Annotated in this window: 23 protein-coding genes, 1 pseudogene and 1 riboswitch; of the genes and pseudogenes, 15 read left to right on the top strand and 9 right to left on the bottom strand. The window is 73.8% G+C overall.

The window, feature by feature from the left end; genetic code table 11:
- Positions 1-33: 33 nt before the first annotated feature.
- Positions 34-1,596 (top strand): annotated as a pseudogene (locus HL189_RS12315) (sensor histidine kinase); the annotation flags it as partial.
- A gap of 54 nt (positions 1,597-1,650) precedes the next feature.
- Here the strand turns inward: HL189_RS12315 and HL189_RS12310 are convergent.
- A complete protein-coding gene (locus tag HL189_RS12310; RefSeq protein ID WP_369134096.1) occupies positions 1,651-2,091 on the bottom strand; it encodes a response regulator transcription factor in 441 nt (146 codons plus the stop codon).
- 108 nt (positions 2,092-2,199) lie between these two features.
- Between HL189_RS12310 and HL189_RS12305 the strand changes: the two genes are divergently transcribed.
- The 4 genes from HL189_RS12305 to HL189_RS12290 all read left to right on the top strand — a co-directional run bounded on the left by HL189_RS12305 (position 2,200) and on the right by HL189_RS12290 (position 6,997).
- The gene (locus HL189_RS12305) at positions 2,200-2,871 is read left to right on the top strand and encodes a response regulator (protein ID WP_369133990.1); all 672 of its coding nucleotides are present in this window, start codon (positions 2,200-2,202) and stop codon (positions 2,869-2,871) included.
- Positions 2,872-3,037: 166 nt separating this feature from the next.
- The gene (locus HL189_RS12300; RefSeq protein ID WP_369133989.1) at positions 3,038-5,092 is read left to right on the top strand and encodes an EAL domain-containing protein; all 2,055 of its coding nucleotides are present in this window, start codon (positions 3,038-3,040) and stop codon (positions 5,090-5,092) included.
- Between the two features lie 87 nt (positions 5,093-5,179).
- On the top strand, positions 5,180-6,430 hold the full coding sequence (locus HL189_RS12295) for an erythromycin esterase family protein (protein ID WP_369133988.1): 1,251 nt from the start codon (positions 5,180-5,182) through the stop codon (positions 6,428-6,430).
- Between the two features lie 96 nt (positions 6,431-6,526).
- Positions 6,527-6,997 (top strand): DoxX family protein, encoded by a 471-nt coding sequence (locus HL189_RS12290; protein WP_369133987.1) that lies wholly within the window; start codon positions 6,527-6,529, stop codon positions 6,995-6,997.
- Positions 6,998-7,029: 32 nt separating this feature from the next.
- Here the strand turns inward: HL189_RS12290 and HL189_RS12285 are convergent, their stop codons facing one another.
- Entirely contained in the window at positions 7,030-8,958 is a 1,929-nt protein-coding gene (locus tag HL189_RS12285) for an acyl-CoA dehydrogenase family protein (RefSeq protein ID WP_369133986.1), read from the bottom strand.
- 166 nt (positions 8,959-9,124) lie between these two features.
- Between HL189_RS12285 and HL189_RS12280 the strand changes: the two genes are divergently transcribed.
- The 5 genes from HL189_RS12280 (at position 9,125) to HL189_RS12260 (ending at position 13,129) form a co-directional block, all read left to right on the top strand.
- Positions 9,125-9,406 carry a hypothetical protein gene (locus HL189_RS12280; RefSeq protein WP_369133985.1) on the top strand — a complete coding sequence of 94 codons (282 nt, stop codon included), beginning with the start codon at positions 9,125-9,127 and terminating at the stop codon, positions 9,404-9,406.
- A gap of 257 nt (positions 9,407-9,663) precedes the next feature.
- The gene (locus HL189_RS12275) at positions 9,664-10,164 is read left to right on the top strand and encodes an ester cyclase (protein WP_369133984.1); all 501 of its coding nucleotides are present in this window, start codon (positions 9,664-9,666) and stop codon (positions 10,162-10,164) included.
- 191 nt (positions 10,165-10,355) lie between these two features.
- A complete protein-coding gene (locus tag HL189_RS12270; RefSeq protein WP_369133983.1) occupies positions 10,356-11,627 on the top strand; it encodes a 3-deoxy-7-phosphoheptulonate synthase in 1,272 nt (423 codons plus the stop codon).
- A gap of 48 nt (positions 11,628-11,675) precedes the next feature.
- Positions 11,676-12,959 (top strand): glycerophosphodiester phosphodiesterase, encoded by a 1,284-nt coding sequence (locus HL189_RS12265; protein ID WP_369133982.1) that lies wholly within the window; start codon positions 11,676-11,678, stop codon positions 12,957-12,959.
- Complete coding sequence (locus tag HL189_RS12260; protein WP_369133981.1) at positions 12,956-13,129, top strand: hypothetical protein; 174 nt, start codon at positions 12,956-12,958, stop codon at positions 13,127-13,129. Before HL189_RS12265 ends, HL189_RS12260 begins: the two co-directional genes overlap by 4 nt.
- A 50-nt stretch (positions 13,130-13,179) precedes the next feature.
- Here the strand turns inward: HL189_RS12260 and HL189_RS12255 are convergent, their stop codons facing one another.
- The 6 genes from HL189_RS12255 to HL189_RS12230 are packed head-to-tail and all read right to left on the bottom strand — an operon-like array spanning position 13,180 to position 19,715.
- Positions 13,180-13,833, bottom strand: a complete 654-nt coding sequence (locus tag HL189_RS12255; protein WP_369133980.1) for a transaldolase family protein — start codon at positions 13,831-13,833, stop codon at positions 13,180-13,182.
- A gap of 41 nt (positions 13,834-13,874) precedes the next feature.
- Positions 13,875-15,314: a xylulokinase gene (gene xylB / locus HL189_RS12250; protein WP_369133979.1), complete on the bottom strand. Its 1,440-nt coding sequence runs from the start codon at positions 15,312-15,314 to the stop codon at positions 13,875-13,877.
- A 20-nt stretch (positions 15,315-15,334) separates the two neighbouring features.
- Entirely contained in the window at positions 15,335-15,997 is a 663-nt protein-coding gene (locus HL189_RS12245; protein ID WP_369133978.1) for an SIS domain-containing protein, read from the bottom strand.
- 40 nt (positions 15,998-16,037) lie between these two features.
- Positions 16,038-17,621 (bottom strand): sugar ABC transporter ATP-binding protein, encoded by a 1,584-nt coding sequence (locus HL189_RS12240; protein WP_369133977.1) that lies wholly within the window; start codon positions 17,619-17,621, stop codon positions 16,038-16,040.
- A gap of 2 nt (positions 17,622-17,623) precedes the next feature.
- Positions 17,624-18,637: a substrate-binding domain-containing protein gene (locus HL189_RS12235; protein WP_369133976.1), complete on the bottom strand. Its 1,014-nt coding sequence runs from the start codon at positions 18,635-18,637 to the stop codon at positions 17,624-17,626.
- A gap of 4 nt (positions 18,638-18,641) precedes the next feature.
- A complete protein-coding gene (locus HL189_RS12230) occupies positions 18,642-19,715 on the bottom strand; it encodes an ABC transporter permease (protein ID WP_369133975.1) in 1,074 nt (357 codons plus the stop codon).
- A 109-nt stretch (positions 19,716-19,824) separates the two neighbouring features.
- Here HL189_RS12230 and HL189_RS12225 point away from each other — a divergent pair, with 109 nt between their 5' ends.
- Complete coding sequence (locus tag HL189_RS12225) at positions 19,825-20,826, top strand: sugar-binding transcriptional regulator (protein ID WP_369133974.1); 1,002 nt, start codon at positions 19,825-19,827, stop codon at positions 20,824-20,826.
- Positions 20,823-21,443, top strand: a complete 621-nt coding sequence (locus HL189_RS12220) for a ribulose-phosphate 3-epimerase (RefSeq protein WP_369133973.1) — start codon at positions 20,823-20,825, stop codon at positions 21,441-21,443. The genes HL189_RS12225 and HL189_RS12220 overlap by 4 nt, the downstream gene beginning before the upstream one ends.
- Before the next feature lie 37 nt (positions 21,444-21,480).
- On the opposite strand, the gene HL189_RS12215 is transcribed toward HL189_RS12220, so the two are convergent.
- Positions 21,481-22,638, bottom strand: coding sequence for a hypothetical protein (locus tag HL189_RS12215; protein ID WP_369133972.1), 1,158 nt, complete (start codon positions 22,636-22,638; stop codon positions 21,481-21,483).
- A 427-nt stretch (positions 22,639-23,065) separates the two neighbouring features.
- A riboswitch (cyclic di-AMP (ydaO/yuaA leader) is annotated at positions 23,066-23,221 on the top strand.
- Between the two features lie 13 nt (positions 23,222-23,234).
- Between HL189_RS12215 and HL189_RS12210 the strand changes: the two genes are divergently transcribed.
- The 3 genes from HL189_RS12210 to hutH all read left to right on the top strand — a co-directional run bounded on the left by HL189_RS12210 (position 23,235) and on the right by hutH (position 26,901).
- On the top strand, positions 23,235-23,738 hold the full coding sequence (locus HL189_RS12210; RefSeq protein WP_369133971.1) for a C40 family peptidase: 504 nt from the start codon (positions 23,235-23,237) through the stop codon (positions 23,736-23,738).
- An 86-nt stretch (positions 23,739-23,824) separates the two neighbouring features.
- Positions 23,825-25,258, top strand: coding sequence for a DUF2252 domain-containing protein (locus HL189_RS12205; RefSeq protein ID WP_369133970.1), 1,434 nt, complete (start codon positions 23,825-23,827; stop codon positions 25,256-25,258).
- Between the two features lie 104 nt (positions 25,259-25,362).
- Positions 25,363-26,901, top strand: a complete 1,539-nt coding sequence (gene hutH, locus HL189_RS12200) for a histidine ammonia-lyase (protein ID WP_369133969.1) — start codon at positions 25,363-25,365, stop codon at positions 26,899-26,901.
- The last annotated feature ends 3 nt before the right edge of the window (positions 26,902-26,904 follow it).

Below are 26,904 nucleotides of genomic sequence, written 5' to 3'. Positions count from 1 at the left end.
GGAGGCGACGTGCCGCACTCGACCACCTCGCTGATGCGGGCGACCACGTGGGTCACGCTGGTGCTCGGGACGGTCTACGCGATCACCCTCGTGCCGGGGGTCCGTCCTACGCCGGGCTACCAGGCGGGCATCGACTGGTGGCTCAACATGACCGTCGACGGCCTGGTCGTCCTCGTGCTCGCGCTCCGCTGCGCGCTCGACCGCACGGACCGGCCGGCCTGGCTGTTCATGACCGCGGGGCTCGTCACGGCCTTCGGTGCGAGCACCGCGTACTTCGCGTACTACCGGCACCTCGACCCGATCCCGAGCCCCTCGTGGGCTGACGCGGGCTGGGTGCTGTTCTACGCACTGCTCGCGATCGGGCTGGTGCTCAGGTTGCGCGCCCGAGCGCACAGGATGCCGTCCAGCCTCTCGCTCGACGGGCTGATCGCGGGCCTGACCGCCGCGGCGCTGGCCGAGACCTACGTCGACGGAGCGCAGGTCCCGCTCGGCGACGACGGCGTCGCGACGCTGACCGCGGCCTACCCGATCGCCGACCTGCTGCTCCTGGCCCTGGCCGTCGCAGCGCTCGCGATGCTCGGTGTGGGCGCCGGCTGGTCCTGGTGGCTGCTGTGCGCGTCGTTCGTGACCTTCTTCGTGACCGATGCCGTCTACGCGGGCCTGGTGGCCGAGGACGCCTACGCCGGCGGCCAGCCTGTCGACCTCGGGTGGCTCATCGCGCGCCTGCTGCTGGCCGGCGCGGCGCTCGCCTCCCTGCGCCGGACGGAAGCGCGGCGCGTGGATCTCGAGGGGGCCAGCGTCCTGGCCCTGCCCGGCGTCTGCGGGCTGGGCGTCCTGGCGCTGTTGTTCCACGGGGCCAGGGCGGACATCAGCGCCCTCGCCGCGGTCATGGCGCTGAGTGCCGGGGTGCTCATGGTCGGCCGCACCGCCCTGACGTTCCAGGAGCTCTGCGTGCTCACCCAGGCCCGCGAGCGCGCACTGAGCGAACGCCTGGTCGAGATCCAGGACGACGAGCGCGCCCGTATCGCCGCCGACGTCCACGACGACTCGATCCAGGCGCTGGCGGCCGTGGACCTGCGCCTGGGCGCCCTCCGGAATCGGTTGCGCCGGCGTGCACCCGAGGAGGCCGCCGGGGTCGAGACCGTGATGGACACCGTCCACGGCGCGAGCGTCCGGCTCCGCTCCCTGCTCTTCGAGTTGGAGACGCCCGTCCTCGACGCCTCCCTGACCGACGGGCTGCGTGACGCGGCAGCCCAGGTCTTCGACGACAGCGACGTCGCATGGTCGGTCCAGGACCGTCGGCAGGCCCCTCTCCCCCAGCAGGTGCGGGTGTCCGCGTACCGGATCGCCCGCGAGGCCATGGTCAATGCCCGCAAGCACGCCGAGGCGCGCCGCGTGACCGTCACCGTCGACGCGACGGGGGGAGGCGTGGAGGTGCACGTCCTGGACGACGGCAGGGGGGTCGGCTCCACGGCATCCGCGCGTCCGGGGCGTCGCCACTCCGGGGTGGTCGCGATGCGCGACCGTGCACTGGCGTCGGGCGGCTGGTGGCGGTCCGAGCCCGGTCCGGACGGTGCCGGCACCGCCGTGTCCTTCTTCCTCCCCGTGTCCGGCGCGGGAGCCGCCGGCGTGCCGCGGACGGCCTTCCCGTCAGCAGGAGAGCAGACGGCGGACGAGGTCGGGCGCGCCGGGTACGCCTACGACGAGATGGCCCTGCAGGCACGAGCGCAGCAGCACGGGGAGGTCGCCGGCGACGGTCCCCTTGAGCAGGTAGGCAGATCCACCAGCAGCCAGCACGCCCGTCCACGTCGCGGGGTCCGCCTGCGCTGACACCCCGACGACGACCGGCCGATGCGGCAGCGCGACCAGTCGCCGGACCAGGCCCGGCCCGCCTCCCGGCATCCGCACGTCGGTCAGGACGAGTGCCGCCCGGAGCTCCCGAGCGGCCGCCACCGCGTCGTCGCCGTTGGCCGCCGTTCCGACGACACGGAAGTCCTGCTCCTGGTCCAGCAGCGCGGCCAGGGCGGTCCCGACGCGGTGGTCGTCATCCGCGATGACGACGGTGGTCTCACCGCGTACTGGGGACGCCACGACGACACGCTTGCCCACGGCAGCCGGAGTTGTCGTGATACACGCGCACCGAACGTCTAGTGCACGTGCACCAGACGCCGCCCGTGCGGTGCGTGTCAGACTCGGACCGTGATCGGGTCCTGCACACCGAGCGGGCCCGCAGCCGTCATGGTCCGGGTCCTGATCGTGGACGACCACCAGATGTTCGCGGCCAGCCTGGCGCAGGCCCTGCAGTCGGAGTCCGACCTGCTCGTCGTCGGGCAGGGAGCGTCGATCTCCGGGGCACGGGACCTCCTGGCGTCGACGGCTCCGGACGTCGTCCTCCTGGACCACCGCCTGCCCGACGGCGACGGGGTGGGCGCGATCGCGGACCTGCACCGCATCCGTCCCTCGGCGAAGATCGTGGTGCTCACCGCCACGACATCCGATCGACTCCTCGTCGCCGCCATGGAGTCCGGCGCGGCCGGGTTCATCGCCAAGACCCAGCGGCTGGACGACGTGATCGACGGCGTGCGGGCCGCCGCGCAGGGGGAATCCGTGGTCAGCGCCAAGCTGCTCACCCGGCTCCTGCCGCGTCTGCAGCGGCAGGGCGGCGGCGCGACCGAACTGACCGAGCGGGAGCGCGAGATCCTCGACCTGCTGGCGAAGGGGCTGTCCAACGCCGACATCGCCGGGCAGCTGACCATCAGCGTGCACACCGTCCGGAACCACGTGGCGAACATGTCGGCCAAGCTCGGTGCGCACTCCAAGCTCGAGGTCCTGTCGATCGCCGTCCGGGAGGGCCTCGTCGACGCCGTCTGACGCCGGCGACCTGGGGCCCAGCGCCTGGGCGGACGCGAGTCCCTAGTGCAAGCGCACCAGACGGTTGGCACGGGTGCATCTGGTCGGGACGCCGCCGCCTCGAACAGGCTGGTGGGCGGCCGGTGCGCAGCTGCGTACCGGGTCGCCGCAGTACAGGAGCAGCTACGTGGCCAGGGGTCAGTACGGAGCGGATGCGCCGGTTCCGATCGGCGACCTGCCCACCACTGCGGCGGCCCTCTTCTCGTGCTCGCTGTCCGGCACGGTGACGAGCGCCGGGGCAGCGATCGCCCGGCTCTCGGGCCGGCCCCTCCGCGAGGTGTCCGGCATCCCGGCGCACGAACTGCTGCACCCCTCCTCCCAGGACCGGCTGCAGCAGGTCCTGGGGGCGGCCCGGAACGGGGCCACCTCCGGAACGGTCCCCCTCCGGCTGCTGCGGCACGCCGACGGCTCCGACGTCGAGCTGCCCACGTCCTGGTCGGTGCTCGCCGGCCCGGGCGAGGACTCCACGCAGCTCGTGTTCCTCCGCGTCGACGGCCGGCTGGGCGAGGAGCGACCGCACCCGGACGTACCGGGGCAGCAACCGGACCGCAGGCAGCTCCTCGCCCGGCTGACGTGCGCCCTGGCCCGAGCCGAGCACCCGACCGCCCTCCTGGTGGTCGACCTGGACCACTTCCGGATGGTCAACGCCTCCCGCGGGCACGACGTCGGCGACCGGCTCCTGGCCGGGGTCGGCGCGCGACTCCGAGCGGCCGTGTCCCACCGCCAGACCGTCGCCCGGTGCGGGGACGACGAGTTCGCGGTGATCTGCGAGGACACCGACGAGCACCAGGCGCGCGCGCTGGCCCGCCACCTGCTGGACACGGTGTCCGAGCCCTTTCTCCTCGGCGACACCGCGGTGCAGGTGACGGCCTCCATCGGCGTCGCCGTCGCGCCCGCTGAGCCGGTGGTCCCCGCCTACGACCTGCTCCGTCGGGCTGACACCGCGGTGCACGCCGGCAAGAACGCCGGCCGCGGCCGGGTCCACCTCTTCGACCAGACGCTGGGCGAGGACGTGGCGCACCGGTATGCGCTGGCGATCGACCTCCGGGCAGCGCTGGCGGACGCGGCGCTCCGTCTCGAGTACCAGCCGATCGTTGACCTGCGGTCGGGGGCGGTCGTCGGCATGGAGGCCCTGGCCCGCTGGACCCACCCGGAACGCGGTCCGGTGCCGCCCAGCAACTTCGTCACCGTCGCGGAGTTCAGCGGGCTGGCTCCCGAGCTCGACCGGTGGGTCGTACAGCGAGCCGTCCAGGACATGGCCCGCCTGCGCCAGGCGGGCGTCGTGCCGGAGGACGCCTACGTCGCGGTGAACCTGTCGGCCGCCAGCTTGTCCGACGCCTCGGTGCTGGACCACCTGGTCAGCTGTACCGAGGACTTCGGCCTGCCGGCCACGCAACTGGTCGTCGAGATCACCGAGACGGCGATCATGCGGAACACCGATCTCGCCGTGGCGCTGCTCCGGCAGCTCCGCGAGCACGGTTTCCGGGTGGCGATGGACGACTTCGGCACGGGGTACAGCTCGTTGGCCTACCTCCGGGACCTCCCCATCTCCACCCTGAAGCTCGACCGCAGCTTCGTCGCCGACATCACCGAGCAGCAAGATGCCCTGGCCATCGTCGGGTGGGTTGTCGACCTCGCCCGGACCGTGGGGGTCGCCGTCATCGCCGAGGGTGTGGAGACCGAGGAGCACGTCGCGCTCCTCCAGCAGCTGGGCTGCGTCACCGCGCAGGGCTGGCTCTGGGGTCCGGCCCGACCCATGACGGCGCTGCTGAGCGGACGCGAGTGGAGCAGTCCGCTCGCCACTGGCGGCGGGAAGAAAGGCCCGCGGGCCGGGGCGACGGGGACCGTCGTCCGCGACGCCGGCATCGCGGACGGTCTGCAACGACTGCTCCAGCTGCACCGGAACGGAGCGGACATCGCCACGATCACGGCCGCCCTGAACGCCGAGGGCTTCCGCACTCCCACCGGACGGCGCTGGCGCCGATCCACCGTCGCACGCCTCATCTCGGAGCGGATTCGTCGCAGCGCCCGGATGCCGGACGACTGCCTGAACGCCCGGCGCGTCGCCTGGCGTGTCGACCCGGCAGCCGGTCCCGCCGCGCGGACCCCGTCGGTTCCCACCCCGGTCGACGTCCGGCCGTCGCCCGGGGCGGACGACGCCGGCCGGCCCCGACGGAGTTGAGGTGGCGGGACGTCCGATCCGGCTCCGGGCCGAGCCGGTCACGGAAGGAGCCTGCGCTCCCGACAGCGGTTCCCTGGCGCCGGGTCCATGACGTTCCGCGTCCACGAGCTCACCGGGCTCGATCCGGACTCCCCGCTCGACGACCTCGAGCCGCTGCGCGGGGTCATCGGCTCGGCGCGGGTGGTCGCCCTCGGCGAGAACGCGCACTTCATCAGCGAGTTCGCCCGGCTGCGCCACCGCATCCTGCGGTTCCTGGTGGAACGGTGCGGGTTCACCGTGCTGTCCTACGAGTCCGGGTTCAGCGAGGGGCACGCCCTGGACGAGTGGCTGCAGGGCGACCGTCCGGACGACGAGCTGCACCGGCTCGCCGAGGACTGCATCCCCTCGGGCCTGGCCCGGCCGGCCGAGGTGCGGGACATGTTCCGGTGGCTGCGCGCGCGCAACTCGGCGAGCACCCCGCCGGTCCGCTTCGCCGGCATCGACGTCCCCAGCGCGGCCGGCTCCCTGCTGCCCTCGCTGTCCCCGCTCGCCGGCTACCTGGACACGGTGGACCCCGCCGCCCGGCAGCTGCTGGACGCCGCCGTCGGCATCGCGACCGGCATCGCCGGTCCGACCCAGGCGCAGGCGGCACCCGGTTACCTGGCCCTGGACCCGCCCCGGGCCGACGCGCTGACCGCCTCCCTGAGCCGGCTGGCCGACCGCTTCGACGCCCTGGCACCCACCTACCTCGACGCCGCCGGCCAGGCGGCCTTCGACACCGCCCGGTGGCGGCTCGAGGGGGCTCGGGTCGCCGACCACCAGCTCCGCGCCATCGCTGCGGCGACCACCGGCACCGCCCTGCCCGCGGCCGCGACCTCGCGCGAGCGGTACATGGCCGCGACCGTCCGCTGGTGGCTCGACCGGCTCGACCCCGGCGCCCGCCTGGTCCTCCTGGCCCACAACGCCCACATCCAGCGCACGCCGGTCGTCTACGCCGGGGAGGTGCAGGTGCTGCCCATGGGGCTGCACCTGGACCGGGCGCTGGGCGCCGACTACGCCGCCGTCGCGCTGACCAGCGGCGGCGGCCGGACCGCGGCGCTGTACCCCGCCGCCGACGTGGGCCCGTACGGCTTCCGGGTCGAGGACGCGGCACTGGAGCCCCCGGAGCCGGGCAGCGTCGAGGCGGCCCTGGCCGGGGCCGGTCTCGTCCTCGCCGACCTGCGTCCCGCGCGCGGCGACGGCACCGGCCCGGACCGCATCCGCCTGGACACCGCCTACCTCCCCGCGCCGGTGGCCGACGCCTTCGACGCCGTCGTGCACGTCCCCGAGTCCCGGATCGCGGCCGGCCTGGGCCTCTGAGGTCGGCCGGCCGGCACCGACGACTCCGCGTTCCCGACGGAGTCATACCGGTGGGACGTCCCGACCGGCCCACCGGCGCAGGAGAGGAACGCGACCATGACCACCATCGACCGGATCACGCACCCCCGGGACACCGCGCTCGTCCGGACCGCCCGCGACGTGGTGCTGCTCGTCGCCCGGATCGGCCTCGGCGTGATCATGCTGGCGCACGCCAAGCTTGAGTACGACTTCGGTGGCAGCCTTCCCGGGGTCGGGCGGATGTTCGCGGAGTCGGGTGTCCCGCTGGGCACCATCGCCGGCCCGGCGAACGTCCTGTTCGAGGTCGTCGGCGGCCTCGCGGTGATCCTCGGCGCCGCGGTCCGGCTGGTCGGCGTCCTGATGGCGCTGAACATGGTCGGCGCCTGGATCTTCGTGCACACCAGCGGGCTGTTCGCCATGGACCACAACGGCCCCGAGCTGGTCATCGCGCTCGGCCTGCTCAGCCTGGTGCTGGCGGTGACCGGGTCGGGCCGTCTCGGCCTGGACCACCTGATCGCCCGCCGCCGGGCGGCGACCACGCCGCAGTGACCACGCTGCAGTGACCGGCCGCCGCGGCGGCGCTACCGGGCGGCCCCGGCGTCCACCGTGGACCCGGGGACCGGCTCGGCGGCGGGCCGGGCGTGCGTCGGCATCATCGGACCGTCGCCGGCCGGGTCCAGCACGTCCTGCTCGAACCACCGGTGGCGGCCGGCGAGCACCTGCTGCGCGACCGCGTACTGGCTCTCGTCGTCGTTGGCCCACAGCTCGGTGAACAGCCGGTCGGCGCGCCGGCGGGCCTGCCGGCAGAACAGGTCGGCCATTTCGAACGCCTCCTGCTGCCGGCCGGGCTGCTGGCGGGCGAGGGTGTCCGCGTAGACGCACGCGCACGCCATCGCGTAGAGCTCGGCGCCGATGTCGACGATCCGGCCGAGCAGCTGGCCCTTCCGCTCGAGGCGGGCCTGGTAGCGGCCCATCGCGTAGAAGGTCGAGCGCGCGAGCTTGCGCGCGGACCGCTCGACGTAGCGGAGGTGCCCGGCCAGGTCGCCGAACTCCCCGAAGGAGCTGGGACGCTGCCCGGCGCCGGTCGTGAGGGCGGGGAACCACCGGGCGTAGAACGCACCCGCTCGCGCGGCCGCCCTCGCCCGGTCGGCCAGGCCGAGGTCGTCGAGCAGCACGTCCCCCGCCACCTGCAGGTGCTGGTCGACGGCCTCACGGGCGATCAGCAGGTGCATGATCTCCGTCGAGCCCTCGAAGATGCGGTTGATGCGCATGTCGCGGAGCAGCTGCTCCGCCGGCACCGGCTTCTCCCCTCGCCGGGCGAGCGACTCGGCGGTCTCGAAGGCCCGGCCGCCGCGGATCTGGACCATGTCGTCGACGGCGGCCCAGCCGAGCTCCGACGCGTAGAGCTTCGCGAGTGCTGCCTCGATCCGGATGTCGTTGCGCTTGTCGTCGGCCAGCCGGCTCGAGACGTCCAGCATCGCCTCCAGACCGAAGGCCGTGCCCGCGAGCCGGGCGAGCTTCTGCGCGATCGGGTCGTGCTCGCCGATGGGCCGGCCCCACTGCGTGCGCTCGGCCGACCACTCGCGGGCGATCTTGAGCGAGTACTTGGCCGTCGCCAGGCAGATCGCCGGCAGCGACAGCCGGCCGGTGTTGAGCGTGGTGAGCGCGATCCGCAAGCCCTTGCCCTCGGCACCGATGACGTCGGCGGTGGGGACGAAGACGTCGTCGAAGCGTGTCACCGAGTTCTCGATGCCCCGCAGGCCCATGAAGGAGTTGCGGTGCAGCACCGTGACGCCCTCGCGGTCGGCGGGGCAGATGAAGGCGGTGATGCCGCCCGGGTGGCCCTCGGACCTGGGCACGACGGCCATGACCACGACCACCGCGGCGATCACGCCGTTGGTCGCCCACAGCTTCGTCCCGTTGATCCGGTAGCCGGTGCCGTCCGCTGTCGGCACCGCGGTCGTGCTCATGCGCGCCGGGTCGGAGCCGACGTCCGGCTCGGTGAGCAGGAACGCCGAGACGTGGTCCCGGGCGAGCTTGGGGAGCCACTCGCGCTTCTGCTCCTCCGAGCCGAAACCCCGCAGCGGCTCGGGCAGGCCGATCGACTGGTGGGCGGACAGCAGCACCGCGATCGACGAGTGCCACGTGCCGGCCGTGGCCAGCGCCTTGTTGTAGTAGACCTGGCTGAGCCCGAGCCCCCCGTACTCCTCGGGGATCTTCATGCCGAGGGCGCCGAGCTCCCCGAGGCCGGTGAGGACGTCGTCGGGGATCTTCGCCTCGCGCTCGATCTGCTGCGGGTCGACCCGCTCGGTGAGGAAGCCGCGCAGGCGCTCGAGGAACGCCTCGCCCTTGCGCACCGCGGCGGGGTCGGGCTCGGGCTGGGGGTGGATCAGGTCGAGACGGAAGTTGCCGAGGAACAGCTCCTTGCCGAACGACGGCCTGCTCCACTCGGTCTCGCGACTGCCCTCGGCGACCTGCTTCGACTGCTCGTACGACGGGTTCGACGCCATGCCCGAGGATCGGCCCTGGCTGCGCCGTCCCGCAACGGTCCTCGGCGCCGACCCGCCCGGGCGGCCGGCGCGTCGACGGCACTCAGGGCTCTGGTCGGGTCCCCCGCTTCCGAGGACCCTGCTGTCTGCCGGAGTTCCCGGTGTGCATCAGCAAGGAGGGGTCGTCATGTACGTGGGTGTCATCCACACGATCAGGGACGCCGACGCCTGGGCAGGGATGATGCGCAGCGTTGCGCCGGACAGTTTCCCGGCGGGCCTCGAGCTGCTCGCGACCGCGACGTCCGCGGACGTCGACCGGGCGATCTGCCTGTGGCGCGCTCCGGGTGTCGAGCAGCTCCAGTCCACCCTCGACCAACTGGCGGGGCAGTTCGCCGTCAACGACTGCTTCGCCGTGTCCGACGAGTTCACCCAGATCGCCGGGCAGGCCTCCCAGGCCGCCAGCGTGTGAGCGGACCGCCGTCACCGGGCCCTACGCCATTCGTCGACCGGTGACGGCAGGCAGACCTGGGGCGGACGGCGACGCGCCGTCCGCCCCTTGTCCGGCGGTCGGCGCGGGGGTCACAGTGGGACGTCGGCCCTGCTGTTGGCGCGGGCCCGGCCCGGGACGCGCTGCTCACGGCGGGGTGCCCGGTTGCCCGGAACGACGCGGAGGCGTGCTCGAGTCCGGCGCAGGCGGCGAGCCGACGGACGACTGAGGAGGTCGTCATGGGCCAGGCCCGCGAGATCATGGACCGCATCACCGCTGCCGTCATGGCAGGCGACCGGGAAGCGCTGCGGCAGTCGTACGCGCCGGACGCGGAGGGTGAGACGCCCGATGCGCCTCGGCTCTCGGGCGCCGAGGCGATGGCCGACTACCTGCTGGGGTTCACCCGCGCGTTCCCCGACGCGTCCTTCGAGTCCACGGCGAAACACGAGGCCGGGAACACCGCGATCGACGAGGGCTACTTCGTCGGCACCCACACCGGGGTGCTGAGCGCCCCCGAAGGGGACATCGAGCCCACCGGCAGGACCCTCCGGCTCCGGGAGTGCGACGTCCTCACCGTGGCGAACGGCTTGGCAGTGGCGCACCGCTTCTACTACGACCAGCTCGACCTCCTGACCCAACTGGGACTGACCTCGTCCGACACCGGAGCCGGCACGGTGCCTCAGCCGAGGGCCGGGGCGGACCGACCGTCGCAGGTCGGCACTGCGGAGCCACCGCGGTGAACCCGACGAACGCTCCGCGCTGAGGGCTCGACCGTCGGCTGACCTGCGGGGGTGGCGGCGCCGTCGACGGTCCGTCTGCGGACGCCCGATGGGGCGGTGGGAGACTGCAGGTCCGGTGCTCGCCGGTCCGCCGCCCCGCGGGGGCGGAACGGCACCGCGACGGCACCGACCACCCAGGAGGAACCCGCACGATGGCACAGCACGAGGACATCCCGGCCGACCGCGTGCTGGAGGTCGCCGCAGGCATCGCCGACCACCTGCTGGACGTGCAGCGTCAGGTGAACCGGCAGATCGACGCCACGCAGGCCGACCTGCTGCCCGGCGTCCAGCAACGGCTCGGTCTCCACGATGCGGCCGGCGCCGACCTGTCCGACCTGGTCAACGCCAGGATCGCCGCCCTGACGATCGTGGTCACCCCGGAGGCGGTGGCGAGCGTGCTGCCGCTGTCGGCGGCCTCCGTCGCCACCACCCGGGCCGGCCGCCGAGCGGTCACCGACATCGTCCGCGGTGACGACGGCCGGCTGACCGTCATCGCCGGCCCGTGCTCGATCCACGATCCCGCCGCCACCGTCGAGTACGCCGACTTCCTCCGCCGGATGCGCGCCAGGCACGGCGCCGACCTGGAGATCGTGATGCGCACGTACACGGAGAAGCCCCGGACGGAGGTCGACTGGAAGGGCTTCGCCTACGACCCGTACCTCGACGGCTCCAACCGCATCAGCGTCGGCCTGATCGCCACCCGGATGCTCATGTGCCGCATCACGGCGATGGGCGTGCCGGTGGCCGCCGAACCGCTCAACGCCCTGACGCCGCAGTACGTGAACGGCCTGGTGACCTACAACGGCGTCGGCGCGCGCAACGTCACCGACCAGACCGCCCGCGAGCGGGTGTCCGGGTTCTCCTCGGTGGTCGGCTTCAAGAACTCGCCGGAGGGGAGCATCGACGCCGCCGTCCAGGCCGTCATCGCGGCCCGGGCGCCGCACGAGTTCCTGGGCGTCGACAGCCACGGGATGACCGCCCAGCTGTCCACGACCGGCAACGAGACGGGCCACGTCATCCTGCGCGGTGACAAGCACGGCCCGAACTACTCCGCCGACCACATCGCCCGGACGACCGCCAAGCTGCGTGAGCGCGGGCTGCCGGAGGTGGTCGTGGTCGACGCCTCCCACGGCAACAGCCAGAAGGACCACCTGCGCCAGATCGACGTCGTGCGGGACCTGGCGGGCCAGATCGCCTCCGGCGAGCGCGCGATCCGCGGCGTGATGGTGGAGAGCAACCTCGTCGCCGGTCGGCAGGACCTCGACCAGCAGCACCCCGACGCCCTGGCGTACGGGCTCAGCGTCACCGACGCCTGCGTCGACCCGGACACCACCGCGGCTCTGCTGGACGAGCTGGCGGACGCGGTCCGGGCACGGCGCGGCCGCCGTTCCGCGGACGGGGCCGCGGTCCTGCAGGCAGGCTGACGTCGCCGCGCGGCAGCCCGGGCCGGCTGCGCGGACGTAGGGTCGCCCGTGGACTTCGCCGATCTGAGCCGGCCGTTCGTCATCGCCCACCGCGGCGGGATCCTGCAGGTCCCCGAGCACACGATGGAGGGCTACCGGGTCGCGGTGGGCCAGGGCCTGCCGGTCATCGAGCAGGACGTGTCCACGCTCGCCGACGGCGGCCTCGGCGTCATGCACGACGGCACCGTCGACCGCATGACCACCTCCAGCGGCAACGTCGCCGACCACACGTCGGTGTCCTGGAAGCAGTTGGACATCGACGCCTCCGCCACCCTCGGCGGCGGGTGGCCCGACGGGCTCCGCCCCCCGCTGTTCGACGAGGTGCTCACCGAGTTCGGCAACCGCGTCCTCCTGTGCGCCGAGGCCAAGAGCAGCGACGCGATGGGTCCGATGATCGACGCGCTGGACCGTCGCGGCGTCAGCCCGGCATCGGTCCTCCTCCAGTCCTACGCGCTCGCCGACTGCCGACTGGCACGCGCACGGGGATGGGAGGTCATCTGGCTCGGGAGCACCGACGTCGACCGGGCCACCGCCGAGGGCATCCGGTGGATCGGCCCGACGGCGGACCGCGTGACCGCGACGGTGTGCGCACGGGCGCACGCGGTGGGGATCGAGGTGGCGTGTCACACGGTCAACCGACGGCACCAGCGCGATGCGCTGTTCGCCGACGGCGTGGACGCGCTCTTCTCCGACGACCCGGTGTACATCGCCGGGGACGCGGGGCTCCTCACCTCGGACCTGTTCGCCCGTCAGGTGTGGCTGCCCGGGATGCTGCCGGACAACGGCCGCGGCCGGTTCCACCCGGACGACTCCTCGTGGGGCTGCGACGCCTCCGACGCGATCAGCTCCACCCTCATGGGCTTCCTGGCCCCGCCGGACCCGGCCGCCTTCACGCTGGACCTCGAGCTGCGCATGGACGAGATCGGTGCGGAACCCGCCGGGTGCGGCGGGTGGGTGCTGCTGAGCACCGACGACCACCCGTACCGACCGCCCGGCACCTCACCCGGCGCTCACGGCTGCCTCGTCCTCCTCCGGGGAGACGGCAACCTGGAGGTCCACCGGGTGACCGACGGTGTGGGCACCGTGCTGGCGTCCTCGACGGGGGGAACGCCGCCGCGGGAGGGCACCTACGTGCCGCTCCGGATCACCGTGACCGGCTCGGGCCTCGCCGTCCGCGCCGGCACCGTCGGCGGGACCGTGACCGTGGCGGGCGTCAGTTCCCGGCCCGTGCCGGTCGTCCACCTCGGCAGCGTCCGCGCCGGGGTCCGCTTCAGGAACGTGGAGGTCGCATGACCGACCCGTACGAGTGCCCGGGACACGGTCCGGCCGACCCGGAGGGCTATCTCATCGAGCGGACCCCCGGCGGCTACCGGTGGACGCGCCGCGCCGACAGCCGCACCGCCGGCCCGTTCGAGTCCCGCGAGGAGGCCGTCGTCTCCGCCGAGGCGGACCGCACCGCCTGATCCACCGCGACGTCGGAGACCGTGGCCGATGGCTGCCCGCACGGACGCGCTCAGCTCGGCGGGGCGTCCCGCGTCGCGGCCGCCTCGAAGTCGGCGGCCGCGGCGTCGGTGAGCTCGTCGGCGAGGAGCGCCGCCGCGAGGTCCGGGTTGAGCGCGAAGTCGGACACCCCGCCGGCGGCCAGGGCGGCGACGTCGTCCAGGCTGCGGAGGCTGGCGACCAGGACCCGGGTCCCCGTGCCGTCCACCACCTGCTGGATGGTGAGCGCCGACCGCACGCCGTCCCTGCCGTGGTCGTCCATCCGTCCGACGTAGGGGGCGATGAACGCCGCCCCGACCGCGAGGGCGACGAGCGCCTGCGCCGGGTGGTAGACGGCGGTGACGAGGACGGGGACCCCGTCGTCGGCGAGCGTCCGCGCCGCCGTCAGCCCCGCTCGGGTCGCCGGGACCTTCACCACCACGCCCTCGCCGAGGTCCCTCAGGGCGCGCCCGCTGCCCACGATGGTCTCCGGCGTCGTGCCCAGGGTCTGCAGGAAGACGGTCTCCGCGCCCCGGTCGACGGCCCAGCGGTGGAGGTCGGGCAGGTCGTCCTGGCGCAGGCCGGCCCGGGACAGCAGCGTCGGGTTGGTCGCGATGCCACGGAACAGCCCGGTGGACAGCAACGGCTCCACGACGCTGCGGTCGGCGGAGTCGATGTACAGGGCCACGGTGGAGCCTCTCGGTGAAGGGGGACGGGTGCCGGGCCGGCTCAGCCGACCTGCCACCGCGCGAGATCGGTGTAGTCGTCGCGCACGCTCCGGACGGGTGTCCGGCTCGGCTCGGTCGCCGAGGTCACCGGCGGTCGCCAGTCGTCCCGGACGTCCCGGACGTCGGCCCCGGAGAGGACGGCGGCGGCCTGCACGCAGGCACCCCGGGCGGTGGCCTCCGGCGCGTCGACGGTGTGCACCGGTCGCCCGGTGAGGTCGGCGAGGACCTGGCGGTAGGCCGGCGAGCGGCCTCCGCCGCCGGCCACGACGACGGTCCCGTCCACCGGGACACCGCAGGCCCGGAGCGCCTCCTCTCCGCGCACCAGCCCGAGCAGGACCCCCTCGAAGGCGCTGAGCGCGATCTGCTCACGGGTCGTCGACGTGGTGAGCCCGCCCAGCAGCCCCCGGGCACCGGGCAGGCTGGGGCTGCGCTCGCCGTCGAGGTAGGCCACGAGGACCGGCCGCGGACCGGACCGGTCGGCCTGCAGGGCCAGCTCCGACAGCTCGGTCACCGGGACCCCGAGCCAGCGGGCGACGGTGTCGGTGACCTTGGTGGCGTTCAGGGTGCACACGAGGGGCAGGTAGGCGCCGGTCGCGTCGGCCACGCCGTCCACCCAGCCCCGCTCGTCGAGGACGGGGGCCTCCGACAGCGCCAGCACGACCCCGGAGGTGCCGAGGCTGTAGGTGACATCACCGGTCCGCAGTCCCAGGCCGACGGCGCCCAGGTGCTGGTCCCCGCCTCCGGGGCCGACGACCACGTCCGGACGCAGGCCCAGCTCGGCCGCAGCGGCCGACGTGACCGTGCCGGACGGTTCGCTGGGGCCGAGCACGTCCGGGAGGGCGGCGGCCCAGTCCACCTCGTCGCTGACGAACTCCTCGAGCAGGTCGGTACGCCACCGCGACTCGGCGGCCGAGTAGTAGCCGGTCCCCGACGCGTCGGACCGGTCGGTGGTCCGGCGGCCGGTGAGCCGGGAGGTCAGCCAGTCGTGCGGGACCATCACCGAGCGCAGCCGTCGCAGGTTCTCCGGCTCGTGCCGCGCCAGCCACCTGAGCTTGCTGATGGTGAGCGCGGCCGTCGGCGTGAGGCCGATGCTCCGGACCCAGGCGGGAGCTCCCAGCCGTGCGACGAGCTCGCGGGCCTCGTCGGCGGACGTGGTGTCGTTCCACAGCTTCGCCGGCCGGATCACCTCGTCGGCGGCGTCCAGCGCCACGAGACCATGGCACTGCGCTGCCACGCTCATCGCGTCGATGTCGGTGACCGGGACCCGCGCCTGGTCCGTCGCGGCGGCGAGGGCCAGCCGCAAGGCCTCCCACCAGGCCGACGGGTGCTGCTCGCTCCGCGGCGGGTAGGTGACCGGGTGCGGTGCCCGGCCGGTCCCCAGCAGGCGACCGTCGTCGGCGTCCCGGAGCTCGACGGTGCAGGACTGCGTGCTGCTGTCCACCCCCGCCACCACGCCCATGGTCAGTCGTTCCCCGGCTCGGTGGTCGCGTCGTCCAGCGACAGGGCGGGCAGCGCCTCCGGTGTCCGAGCGGCCTGACCGACCGCACCGGCGGGGTGCGTGTCCAAGAACTCGTCCCAGCCGTACCGGCGCAGTCGCATGAGGACGTAGGCGAGCGCGTCACCCCAGACGCCCACGACGAGGGTGCTCCCCATGGCGATGACCTCGCCCGGGTCGGCCCCGGGCGGGGTCGTGAGGGTGACCACCTGGTCCGCCAGGGCGCCCAGGTCCGACTCGGGGGCGGCGGTGACCGCGATGACCGCCGCACCCCGGGCCTGCACCCGGCGGGCGAGGTCGTTGATCTCGGCGGAGCCGCCGCCGCGGGAGATGGCGATGAGGACGTCGCCTGCCGTCACCGCTCCCATCGTCCCGTGCAGCGCGTCCATGGCCGGGATGAAGACGGCCGGCGTGCCGCAGACCGCGAGGAGGTGCGCCATGCGGCGGGCCATCGCTGCCGACGTCCCGGACCCGGTGACGAAGACCTTGCCCCGGCACTCGAGGAGCATCCGGACGACCGCGGTGAAGCTGTCGTCCAGCTGGTCGGCGACGGCCAGGACCCCGCTCGCCTCACGGCGCACCGCGTCCCGGGCCTCCTCGAGCAGCTGCGCGTTGCCACGGTCGGTCATGCGGTCCCCTCCTGGGTCTGGATGGTGGCGTCGCGGGGCATCAGGCCGCGGACCAGGCGGCGTGGCGCAGCCCGGCGAGGCTCAGGCCGGCGGCCGGCTGCGTCGCGCCGTCGCACGTCCCGGCCTTGAAGACGGCCACGTCGTCTGCCACCTCGAGGATCTCGTCCTCCTCGCTGGACACGACGATCAACGCCATCCCCTCCCGCTCGGCGAGGGACCGCATGATCCGGTGGATCTCGCTCTTCACGCCGATGTCGACGCCCTTCGTCGGCTCGTCGAGGAGCAGGACCCGGGGCCGCTGCGCGAGCGCCCGGGCCAGGAGCACCTTCTGCTGGTTGCCCCCGGACAGCCCGACGACGGGGGCGTGCCGATCACCGCGCAGCTTGAGTTGCTCGAGCAGCGCCGAGGACTCCTTGGCCATCGCCCGGCGGTCCAGCACGCCCAGCCGGGTGTAGCGCCGGAGCACGGGCAGGGCCACGTTCGACAGCGAGTCCAGCTGCGGCACGATGCCGTCGATCTTGCGTTCCTCGGTGAGGTACACCAGCCCCGCACGCTCGGCCGAGCGGGGGTTGCGGGGCCGGTAGGGCCGCCCGTCGAGCACCACCACCCCGCCGTGCACCGGCTCCAGTCCCACGAGCGCACGGAGGAACTCCGTCCGGCCGGAGCCGACGAGGCCGTAGATCCCCAGGACCCGGCCGGCGTGGGCCTGCAGGTCGACGCCGTGGAGGACCGGCGTCCGCAGGCCGGTGACCTGGAGGACCGGGCGTGCGTCCGCGGGGACCGCCGAGGAGGTCACCGGCCGGGCACGGTCGGGTCGACGCCCGTGGTGACCGGTCACGTCGGCGTCGTCCTTGAGGTGCTCCACGGCCTCGTCGCCGGCGATGGCACGCACGACCTCGGCCCGGCTGACGGTGTCGGCCGCCGCGTCGATGCGGACCCGGCCGTCGACGAGCGCGACGACGCGGTCGGCGACGGCGTACAGCTCGTCCAGCTTGTGGTCGACCAGCAGCACGCCCAGGCCGTTGGTGCCGGCCAGCGAGCGCACCTGCTCGAGCAGTCGCTCGATCTGCTCACCCTCCAGGCTCGTGGTGGGCTCGTCGAGCAGCAGGAACCGCGCGTCGCGGTGCGTGGCGACGGCGATCTCCAGGAGCTGCCGGGTGGCCACCGGGTAGTCCCCCAGCGGCCGGTCCACGTCGACGGGCAGGTCGAAGCGCTCGACGAGCTCCCGGGCCGCCACCCGCATCCGCTCGAGGGCCAGGCCGGTGCGCCCGCGCAGCTCCTTGCCGAGGAACACGTTCTGGGTGACCGTGAGGTTGGGCAGCAGCGACAGCTCCTGGTAGACGGTCGAGATGCCCGACCGCAGGGCGTCGGCCGGCGACCCGAGGGCGACCGGCTGCCCGTCGATGAGCAGCTGGCCCTCGTCCGGCCGGATGGCGCCGGCCAGGGTCTTCAGCAGGGTGGACTTGCCCGCCCCGTTGTGCCCGACGAGGCCGACGACCTCGCCGGGTCGGAGGGCGACGGACACGCCCGCGAGCGCGGGGACACCGGCGTACCGCTTGACGATGTCGACGGCCTCCAGCCCTCCCGCTCCGCGGGGCGTGGCCGCCGCCTCCGGCCCGGTCATGGTCAGCCGACCTCGCCCTCACCAGGCGTCTGGCCGACGGTGAACATCTTCAGCGGGCGGAGGATCTCCTCCTCGACCGTCCCACCGTCGACCCAGGTGCGCACCTGCTCCACCACGCGCCGGCCGTAGTCCTCCGGCTCCTGGGCGACGCACGCGGGGTACTGCTCGGTCAAGGGCTCCTCGGAGGCGCAGAAGCCGTACACCTTGACGTCCCGGCCGCTGCCCTGGACGGCCTGCAGGGCGCCGAAGGCGGCCGGGCCCGTGCTGGCGAACAGCACGTTGACATCCGGGTTGCCCTGCAGCAGCTCGCCGGTGGCGGCCAGGCTGTCGTCGGGCTGGACGTTGCCGTCGACCTCGGCGACCACCTGGGCGTTCGGGTTGGCGCTCAGCGCGTCCTGGAAGCCGGCGTCGCGCTGGACCACCGGGACCTCGTCCGGCTCGGTGATCAGCCCCACCTGCAGCGCCGCGTCAGCGCCCATGTCGGTCAGCACCTGCTCGCCGATCTGCGCACCGCCGGCCTCGTTGTCCGCGCCGAGGTACTGCACGATCGTGGCGCCCTGGCTCTCCAGCGCAGCCGGGTCGACGATGACGTTGACGGTGAAGACCGGGACGCCGGCGTCGTTCGCCGCCCGCACGATCGCTGCCGCGGGCTCGGACTTCACGGCGTTGAGGGCGAGTGCGCAGGGGCTCTTCTGGAGCATCGCCTGCACCTGCGCGAGCTGGGCCGCGTCGTCGTCGTTGGCGATCTGCACCTCCACCTCGAAGCCGGCTTCCGCTCCCGCCTCCTGGAAGCCCCGCTGCATCGCCACGTAGTAGGGATTGGTCAGGTTGGGCAGCGCGACGGCGAGGTAGGGGTTCTCCTCGTCGCACGCGGCCGGGCGGCTGACCTCGCCGGCGCCTGCGGCGTCCTCGTTCGACCCGCCGCTGCCGGTGCCGGTGTCGATGGCGTCGCCGCAGCCGGTGAGGGCCACGGCCATGACGGCCATGCCGACGGTCAGGACCTTGCGTCGTTGCATGGGACTACCTCCGGGTGGTGGACGTGCTGGGGGTCTGGCCGGACGGCGCCGCACCGGCTGGCACGCCAGGGGCGGGTGGACCGTCCGGGGGGCCGCTCGCAGGACCGGACCGGGAGAAGAGCCGGCCGATGTCCGTGAGGGAGAGCTGTCGGCGGTAGGTGTCGAGGATGACGCCGAGCAGGATGATCACGCCGATGACCAGGGGCTGCCAGAAGCTCTCGACGCCGATGACGTTCATGCCGTTGGACACCGTGCCGATCAGCAGTGCCCCCAGGAAGGCGCCGGGGATGCTGCCGATCCCCCCGAAGAGGCTCACCCCGCCGACCACGGCGGCGGCGATGGAGAAGAAGAGCTCGTTGCCGGCGCCCGCGGTCGGGTAGCCGACCATGAGCCGGCTGGTGACGATCAGCCCGCCGAAGGCGGCGCACAGACCGCTGATGGCATAGACCAGCATGGTCGTGCGGCCGATCCGGATGCCGGCGAGCCGGCTGGTCTCGGCGTTGCCGCCGACGGCGTAGATGTGCACACCCACGGCGGTGCGGCGGAGCACGAACGTCAGCACCAGGGCCGCCACCACGACCAGGACGACGGGCATCGGCACGCCGAAGATCGACCCCCGGCCGATGACCGCGAACATCCGGTCGGCCACGGACACGGAGCTCGCGCCGGTGAGGATCTGCGGCACGCTGGCCGCGATGCCGAACGTCGAGAAGGTGACGATGAACGGCGGCAGCTTCGCGTAGTGGATCACCGCGCCGTTGAAGAGCCCGACGAGGATCCCCGCGGCGATGGCGATGAGCGACGCCACCAGCCAGGACATCCCCTCGCGCATGGCGATGGCGGCCAGCATCCCCGTCAGGGCGACGTTGGAACCGGTGGAGAGGTCGATGCCGCCGGTCAGCAGGACGAAGGTCTGCCCCAGCGCCAGGAACGCGATCACTGCTCCGTTGAGCAGCAGGATCTGCAGGTTGCTGAACGTCCGGAAGTTCTCGGACAGCGCACTCATGACGAGGGCCACCAGGACCAGGATCCCCAGGATCCCGACCTCCTCCGGGAGCCGACGGCGTCGTCCGGCCATGGAACCTCCCCCATGTGGGTGCTCATATGAGCAACGCTGCTGCTCAGCGGTGTACGTTAAGTTGCCGGAAGAGGTCTCGGCAAGTGACTCGGGTCACAGAAGGGACACGATGATCGAGCAGAGCGCTCGCCTGAGCGGGACCGGGCTGTCGCGGTCCGAGCGTGCACAGCTGGTGACGGTGGCGCGCCGCTTCTACCTGGACGACGTCAGCAAGGTCGACCTGGCCAAGGAGCTGGGCCTCTCGCGGTTCAAGGTGGCCCGACTCCTGGAGCGCGCACGGGAGACCGGCATCGTGACCATCACCATCCACGACGAGGGCACCGTCGACCAGCAGCTCTCCGCCGAGCTCGCCGCCCACCTCGGCCTCGACGAGGTCCTGGTCGTCGAGGCGACCGGCGACGGTCCGGCCGTCCGTCGCTCCGTGGGCAGCGCAGCGGCCGATCTGCTCAGTGACACGCTCCACGCCGGCGACGTGCTGGGCCTCGCCTGGGGGCGGACCCTCACGGCGATGACGGAGTCGCTGGCGAGCCTCCCACCGGTGATCGTCGTCCAGCTGACCGGCGCGGTCGGGTCCGACCTGACCGAGTCGCCGGTCGAGGTCGTCCGCAGGGCGTCGCAGCGGGCCGGCGGGTCGGCACGGGCGATCTTCGCGCCGCTGCTCGTGGAGAACGCGGAGACCGCCGCGGCGCTGCGTCGCCAACCCGACGTCGCCCAGGCGCTGCAGCTCCTCGACGAGGTCACCGTCGCCGTCGTCGCGGTCGGCTCGTGGGACCCCCCGATATCGCAGCTGCGGGAGGTGATGCGCCCGGACGACCGGGCCGTGCTGGCCGAGCGCGGCGTGCAGGCCGAGGTCGCCGGCATACTCCTGGACGCGGACGGCCAGTTGGTGGGGCAGGACTTCGCCGAGCGCTGCCTGTCCATCTCCGCCGATCAGCTGCGCATGGTGCCCCGGGTCGTCGCTGTCGCCGGCGGGGCCGCCAAGACGGCCGCGGTCCTCGCGGTGGCCCGGTCCGGGCTGGTCACGTCCCTGGTCACCGACCGTGCGCTGGCCGAGGCGGCCCTCGCCGAGCCCCCCGTGGACCCGCACCCGCACACGCGGAGGTCGTCGTGACGCTGCGCACGGCCGCGTCCCTCTGGTCGGTGCCGCCGCCGGAACAGCCGGCCGAGGCCCAGCGCCTCGCGGCGGCCGGGGTCGAGCACCTGCACTGGGACGTCACGGACGGCGAGTTCGCCCGGACCGGCGGCTTCGACCCGGACACGGCGTCGCGGCTGACGGCGGCGGCCGGGGTCGACGCGGAGGTGCACCTCATGGTCACCGACCCGCTCGCCCACGTCGACGCCTGGACCGACCTCTGCGACCTCGTGGTGGTCCACGTCGAGGCGCGGGGCTGGTCGGAGGCGCTGCGCCGCATCGAGCGCCGTGGCGCCAGGCCGGCGGTCGCCCTCTCCCCTGGCACACCGACCGACACGGTCCCCTCCGGCGAGCTCGCCACGCTGGTGATGTCGGTCGCGCCCGGCCACGGCGGCTCGGGCTTCCGGCCCGCGACGTACGACCGGTTGCGGGCCCTGGCCGGCCGCCGCCTGCTCGGCGTCGACGGTGGGGTGGACCACGAGTCTGGCCGGCTCAGCCGGGCGGCCGGGGCCACCTGGCTGGTGAGCGGGACGGCCCTCCTGAGCAGCCCCGAGCCGGCGGAGTGGCTCGCCGGACTCGCCGCCCCCCTCGGTTGACGGCTGACCCCACCGGCAGACCGCTCCCCCGCCCCGGCTACAGCAGGGCCTCCACCAGTTCCGCCGTCTGCTCGTTGGTGGTGTGGCTCTGGTGCACCTCGTAGGCGGGCGCCCCGGGCAGGTGCTCGTCGAGCAGCGCAGCCAGCCGCTCCTCGAGGAGGGTGTCCTGGAGGTCGAAGAAGGTCAGCAGGAAGCCCTCGGCCTTGCTCAGCAGGCTGACATAGCTCTTGCTGAGCACGGCGATCGCCTGGTCCGGGTCGACGCGGACGAGCCGTGACTCGTCGAGGCTCGGGTCGAAGACCGGGAGGAGGAGCAGTCCGAGCGGGGCGGTGGGCACGATCGACCCGCCGAACAGCCCGGCCAGCTCGGTCGGCAGCAGCGGGACCTTCTCCTTGCGGTCCCGCAGCTGCTCCGGGGTGTTGGTCTCGGCGATGCGCTGCACTTCCTGCGGGCTGAGGTGCGGGAAGAACGGCGCCTCCTCCCGGGCCAGCCAGTCCAGCAGCCGGGGCTGCACGACGACTGAGCCGACGCGGACGCCGATCTTGCCCGGCACGCCGCAGACCTCGAGGCGGCGCTGGGCGTCCTCGCGCAGCAGGAACTTGTCGGGCGCGACCAGGTCGCAGCCGTTCCGCGCCAGCAGGTTGAGCAGCGTGCTGGTCTTGCCCGATGCCTTCTCCCCGGCGACGCAGACGGCTCGGCCGTTCTTCGCCGCGCACGCGGAGTGCATGGGGATCCAGCCGCGCTCGATCAGCAGCCACTTGCCGGCTGCGCGGAGGACCTGCATGACCTCCTCGCGCTGCACCTCGACGTCGTCGGGCGCGATGAGCAGGATCTGGCGCCGTTCCCGGAACAGCAGGAGGTACACGTCGTCGTCCTCGGACTTCCCGGCGCTCTTGCGCACCAGGGTGACCGAGTCCGTCAGCGGGGTCTCCACGTACCCGTACTTCCCCCCTGCGGGCCGGTGCGACGTCGAGCACCGCAGGACGGCGAGCAGCGCGGGATCCGCCGTGGCGTAGATCCCGACGTCCTCCACCCTCCCGGCGGACGGCGTGAAGTAGCCCTCGCAGAACCGCTCGACCCACTCCGTCACCGCCGCGTCCTGGCAACACAAGGCGAGGACCACGTCGGCGTACGCGAGGCACAGGAAGTGCCCGCGGGCCCGGAGATCCGTGACGACCCGCTCGGCTCCAGACACGACGTTCCCCGACTCCATCGCCAGCCTCCTCATGACCGCGTCCGGGCCAGGACCGGTCGTTCCGTCGCCACCGTTCGGACGGCGGAGGCGGCCTGCGAGTCAGGGGCGCGCCTGCAGTGTGGCAGGACGCAACGAATCACAAGCCACGTTGCCGAGCACGCTGCGTCAGGACACGCCGCCTGTGATGTTGCCCCTGTCGTGTCGAGTGACGGGTGTCCCACAGCGGGGCGCGCAGGTCCGGTCGGCCGTATGGGGAGGTCACCGGCGGCGAGTCGGATCCGGCTCGGCTGTCAAGCCCCTGTTCTCGGTGCCGCTGTGGAACGGATTCCGTCGTTTGCAGCGCTTCAGGCCCGTACCTAGCGTCGTCCCGGTCCGAGTGAGGCCCCACGTCGCCTACCCCTGGTGACACCTCCCCCGGACGCCGCCGAACCGGGTGCCGTCGCACGACGCGACCACCTGGACCGGGGACCCACCGCAGTACTGGGGTGAAGCGCGCCCTCGTCCGCACGACGACGAGGGCGGCCGGGCGAGTTCCCCGCCCGAACCCGTCAGCTAACTCGGTAGGCGGCTGTGGAGAACAGGAGAACCCGCCGCCCATGGCGCGCATTCGCACGTCCACGTCCGCTCGTCCTGCCCGCCGACTGCAGCGCGGCGCGTTCGCCGCCCTGGCCGGCGCCGGCATCGTCCTGGCCCCCGCCGTGGCCGAGGCCAGCAACGCGCAGGCCGCCACCACGACCGCCGCGGCGGCGTCCTCGGCGACCGCCCAGAACGCCGTCAACGTCGCCCTCGCCCAGGTCGGCAAGCCCTACCGGTACGGTGCCGCCGGCCCGGACGCGTTCGACTGCTCGGGGCTGACCTCCTTCGCCTACAAGGCGGCCGGGATCAACCTGCCGCGCACGACGAGCGGCCAGCGGAGCGCCGGCACCCCGGTTTCCCGCGGTGCCCTGCAGCCCGGTGACCTGGTCTTCTTCTACGGGGGCGGGCACGCCTCCATCTACGTCGGCAACAACCAGGTGGTCCACGCGGCGACCGCCGGCAAGCCGGTCAACGTGATCAACATGGACTACATGCCCTACTCCTCGGCCCGCCGCGTCGCCTGACGCTCCTCGCCGGTGCCCCGGCCGCCGCCGCGGCCGGGGCACCGGCGGGTGGCCGGATCGGCGTGGGAGCTGCGAAGCTCCGGCAGGTGACCGGACAGCAGCGGGACCGGCGATCGCACACGGTGGTGGCCTCCGCCGACGACGACCAGGCGTACTCGTCCCTGCGGCGCAGCGCGCCGACGCGCGCGGAGCGGTACGCGCTCGGCCGCCGGTTGCGCGAGCGGGTGCCGCGCACGGCACTCGGCGACTGGACCCCTCCCCCGGGCCGCGCCGACGCGGTCGCCACGGTGGTCCAGTCGCACGACGGGCGACTGGACTGGCTTGTCCCGGTGCGGATCGGGCGGATGATCGCCTCCCCGTACGCCTTCCTCCGCGGCGCGGCCAACGTGCACGCCGCGGACTTCGCCGACCTGCCGGCCACCGGGATCACCCCGGTCGTCTGCGGCGACGCCCACCTGGGCAACTTCGGGTTCTACGCCTCCCCGGAGCGCGAGCTGGTGTTCGACCTGAACGACTTCGACGAGGCCCACCCGGGGGCGTGGGAGTGGGACCTGCGGCGGCTCACCACGAGCGTCTGGGTGGCCGGACGGCAGAACGGGTCCCCGGAGTCCGCGTGCGGCGAGGCGGTGGAACGCTGCGTCGAGGAGTACCAGCTGCAGATCGCGGCGCTGGCCGAGCAGCCGCTGCTCGCCCGCTCCTACGACCGGCTGGACGTCGACCGGATGCTGAGCACCGGCCCCCGCACCGCGCTGCGGGCCGAGATCGAGGCGTCGTCCCGGCGGGCCCGCAAGCGCACCGGCGACCGGGCGCTCCCCCGGATCACCGAGCAGCAGGCCGACGGGCTGCGCCGCATCGTGAACGAGCCGCCGCTGATCACCCGGCCGGAGCCGGCCGAGGCCGACCGGCTGGCCGCGGCGCTGGACGGCTACCTGACCACGCTGCCCCCGCACTGGGCGCGGCTGGTGGGTGGCTACCGCCTCGTCGACATCGCGCACAAGGTGGTCGGCGTCGGCTCCGTGGGGCTGCGCGCGTGGGTCGCGCTGTGCGAGGGCAGCAGCCCCGACGACGTGCTGTTCCTCCAGCTCAAGCAGGCCCGGCGGTCGGTGATCGCACCGTTCGTGCACGGCGACCGGGCCTGGCACGCCCACCAGGGGCAGCGGGTCGTGGAGTACCAGCAGGCGGTGCAGACGGTGAGCGATCCGCTGCTCGGCTGGACGAGCGTGGGCGACGTCCAGTACTACGTCCGCCAGTTCCGCGACATGAAGGGCGCGATCACCGTCGACGGGATCGACTCCTCCGCGCTGACCGACTACGCGGGGATCTGCGGCTACCTGCTCGCCAAGGGGCACGCCCGGACCAGCGGCGCGTCGATGATCGCCGGCTACCTGGGCGACGGCCCCAAGGTGCGGCAGGCGTTCTGCCGCTTCGCCCGGGCCTACGCCGACCAGACCGAGCAGGACCACGCCGCGCTGGTCCGCGCCGTCCGGCACGGCGACCTGCCGGCCGAGACCGGCATCTGAGCGCCCGCACGGGTCACCCCGGCCGGACGGGCGGAACGGGTCCCCGGGCAGGAGCGGGGCGCAAACACCTAGGCGACCGGCCGGGCACCGTGTGCGATGACCCCATGGCTCCGGACCAGGTGGTCGTCGGGATCGGCCCGGTGGGGGCCGGGGACGTCGTGCGCGTCGCCCGCGAGGACGCCGGTGTGCGGCTGGCGGACGAGGCGCTGGCCGAGATCGCGCGCGCCCGGGAGGTGGTCGACCGGCTGGCCGGGGACGACCGGCCGCACTACGGCGTCTCGACGGGCTTCGGCGCCCTGGCCACCCGGCACATCCCGGTCCAGCGGCGGGCGCAGCTGCAGCGCAGCCTGATCCGGTCCCATGCCGCCGGGTCCGGGCCCGAGGTCGAGCGCGAGGTCGTGCGTGCGCTGATGCTGCTGCGGTTGTCCACGCTGGCCACCGGCCGCACCGGGGTCCGGGTGGAGACCGCACGGACCTACGCCGGGCTGCTCGACGCCGGGCTGACGCCGGTCGTCCACGAGCACGGGTCGCTGGGCTGCTCGGGCGACCTCGCCCCGCTGTCCGCGGTGGCCCTGGCGCTCATGGGCGAGGGGCAGGTCCGCGACGCCACCGGCGCGCTCCGCCCGGCCGTGGACGCGCTGGCCGGCTCCGGCATCCGGCCGGTCGTGCTGACCGAGAAGGAGGGCCTCGCGCTGGTCAACGGCACCGACGGCATGCTCGGCATGCTGGTGCTGGCGCTCGCCGACCTGCGCCGGCTGCTGACCACGGCGGACGTCGCCGCGGCGATGAGCGTCGAGGCCCTGCTCGGCACCGACGCCGTGTTCGCCGCGGACCTCGCCGCGCTGCGCCCGCACCCGGGGCAGGCCGCGTCGGCCGCCAACCTGCGGAACCTGCTGAGCGGCAGCGGGATCATGGCCAGCCACCGGGGCCCGGCGTGCACCCGGGTGCAGGACGCCTACTCGCTGCGCTGCGCGCCGCAGGTGCACGGCGCGGCCCGGGACACCCTGGCGCACGCCGCGGCGGTCGCCGACCGGGAGCTCGCCGCGGCCATCGACAACCCGGTGATCACCCTCGACGGGCGGGTGGAGTCCAACGGCAACTTCCACGGCGCCCCGGTCGGCTACGTGCTGGACTTCCTGGCGGTCGCGGTGGCCGACGTGGCGAGCATGAGCGAGCGGCGCACCGACCGGTTCCTCGACCCCGCCCGCAGCAACGGGCTGCCGCCGTTCCTGGCCGCCGACCCCGGCGTCGACTCCGGCCTGATGATCGCGCAGTACACCGCGGCCGGGATCGTCGCCGAGCTCAAGCGCCTGGCCGTGCCGGCGAGCGCCGACTCGATCCCCTCCTCGGCGATGCAGGAGGACCACGTGTCCATGGGGTGGGCGGCGGCCCGCAAGCTGCGCCGGGCCCTGGACGGCCTGACCCGCGTGCTCGCCGTCGAGGTCCTCACCGCCGCGCGCGCCCTGGACCTCCGCGCACCGCTGACGCCCGCCGTCCCCACCGCGGCCGTGCGCGACGCCGTCCGCGCGGCCGGGGTCGCCGGCCCCGGACCGGACCGCCACCTGGCCCCGGAGATCGAGACCGTCGTCGGGCTGGTCACCGCCGGCAGCCTGCTCACCGCGACCGGGATCGACCTGAGCTGACCC

This window comes from Modestobacter sp. I12A-02662 (assembly GCF_041028325.1).
Classification (GTDB): domain Bacteria; phylum Actinomycetota; class Actinomycetes; order Mycobacteriales; family Geodermatophilaceae; genus Modestobacter.
This window is presented reverse-complemented; position numbering and strand designations above follow the sequence as displayed.

What these genes read in the sequence shown, in the direction of transcription:
- HL189_RS12295 (WP_369133988.1), top strand. Translation starts at nt 5,180, where the DNA reads ATGACGTTCCGCGTCCACGAGCTCACCGGGCTCGATCCGGACTCCCCG.
- HL189_RS12290 (WP_369133987.1), top strand. Translation starts at nt 6,527, where the DNA reads ATGACCACCATCGACCGGATCACGCACCCCCGGGACACCGCGCTCGTC.
- HL189_RS12285 (WP_369133986.1), bottom strand. Translation starts at nt 8,958, where the DNA reads ATGGCGTCGAACCCGTCGTACGAGCAGTCGAAGCAGGTCGCCGAGGGC.
- HL189_RS12280 (WP_369133985.1), top strand. Translation starts at nt 9,125, where the DNA reads ATGTACGTGGGTGTCATCCACACGATCAGGGACGCCGACGCCTGGGCA.
- HL189_RS12275 (WP_369133984.1), top strand. Translation starts at nt 9,664, where the DNA reads ATGGGCCAGGCCCGCGAGATCATGGACCGCATCACCGCTGCCGTCATG.
- HL189_RS12270 (WP_369133983.1), top strand. Translation starts at nt 10,356, where the DNA reads ATGGCACAGCACGAGGACATCCCGGCCGACCGCGTGCTGGAGGTCGCC.
- HL189_RS12260 (WP_369133981.1), top strand. Translation starts at nt 12,956, where the DNA reads ATGACCGACCCGTACGAGTGCCCGGGACACGGTCCGGCCGACCCGGAG.
- HL189_RS12245 (WP_369133978.1), bottom strand. Translation starts at nt 15,997, where the DNA reads ATGACCGACCGTGGCAACGCGCAGCTGCTCGAGGAGGCCCGGGACGCG.
- HL189_RS12240 (WP_369133977.1), bottom strand. Translation starts at nt 17,621, where the DNA reads ATGACCGGGCCGGAGGCGGCGGCCACGCCCCGCGGAGCGGGAGGGCTG.
- HL189_RS12235 (WP_369133976.1), bottom strand. Translation starts at nt 18,637, where the DNA reads ATGCAACGACGCAAGGTCCTGACCGTCGGCATGGCCGTCATGGCCGTG.
- HL189_RS12230 (WP_369133975.1), bottom strand. Translation starts at nt 19,715, where the DNA reads ATGGCCGGACGACGCCGTCGGCTCCCGGAGGAGGTCGGGATCCTGGGG.
- HL189_RS12225 (WP_369133974.1), top strand. Translation starts at nt 19,825, where the DNA reads ATGATCGAGCAGAGCGCTCGCCTGAGCGGGACCGGGCTGTCGCGGTCC.
- HL189_RS12210 (WP_369133971.1), top strand. Translation starts at nt 23,235, where the DNA reads ATGGCGCGCATTCGCACGTCCACGTCCGCTCGTCCTGCCCGCCGACTG.
- hutH (WP_369133969.1), top strand. Translation starts at nt 25,363, where the DNA reads ATGGCTCCGGACCAGGTGGTCGTCGGGATCGGCCCGGTGGGGGCCGGG.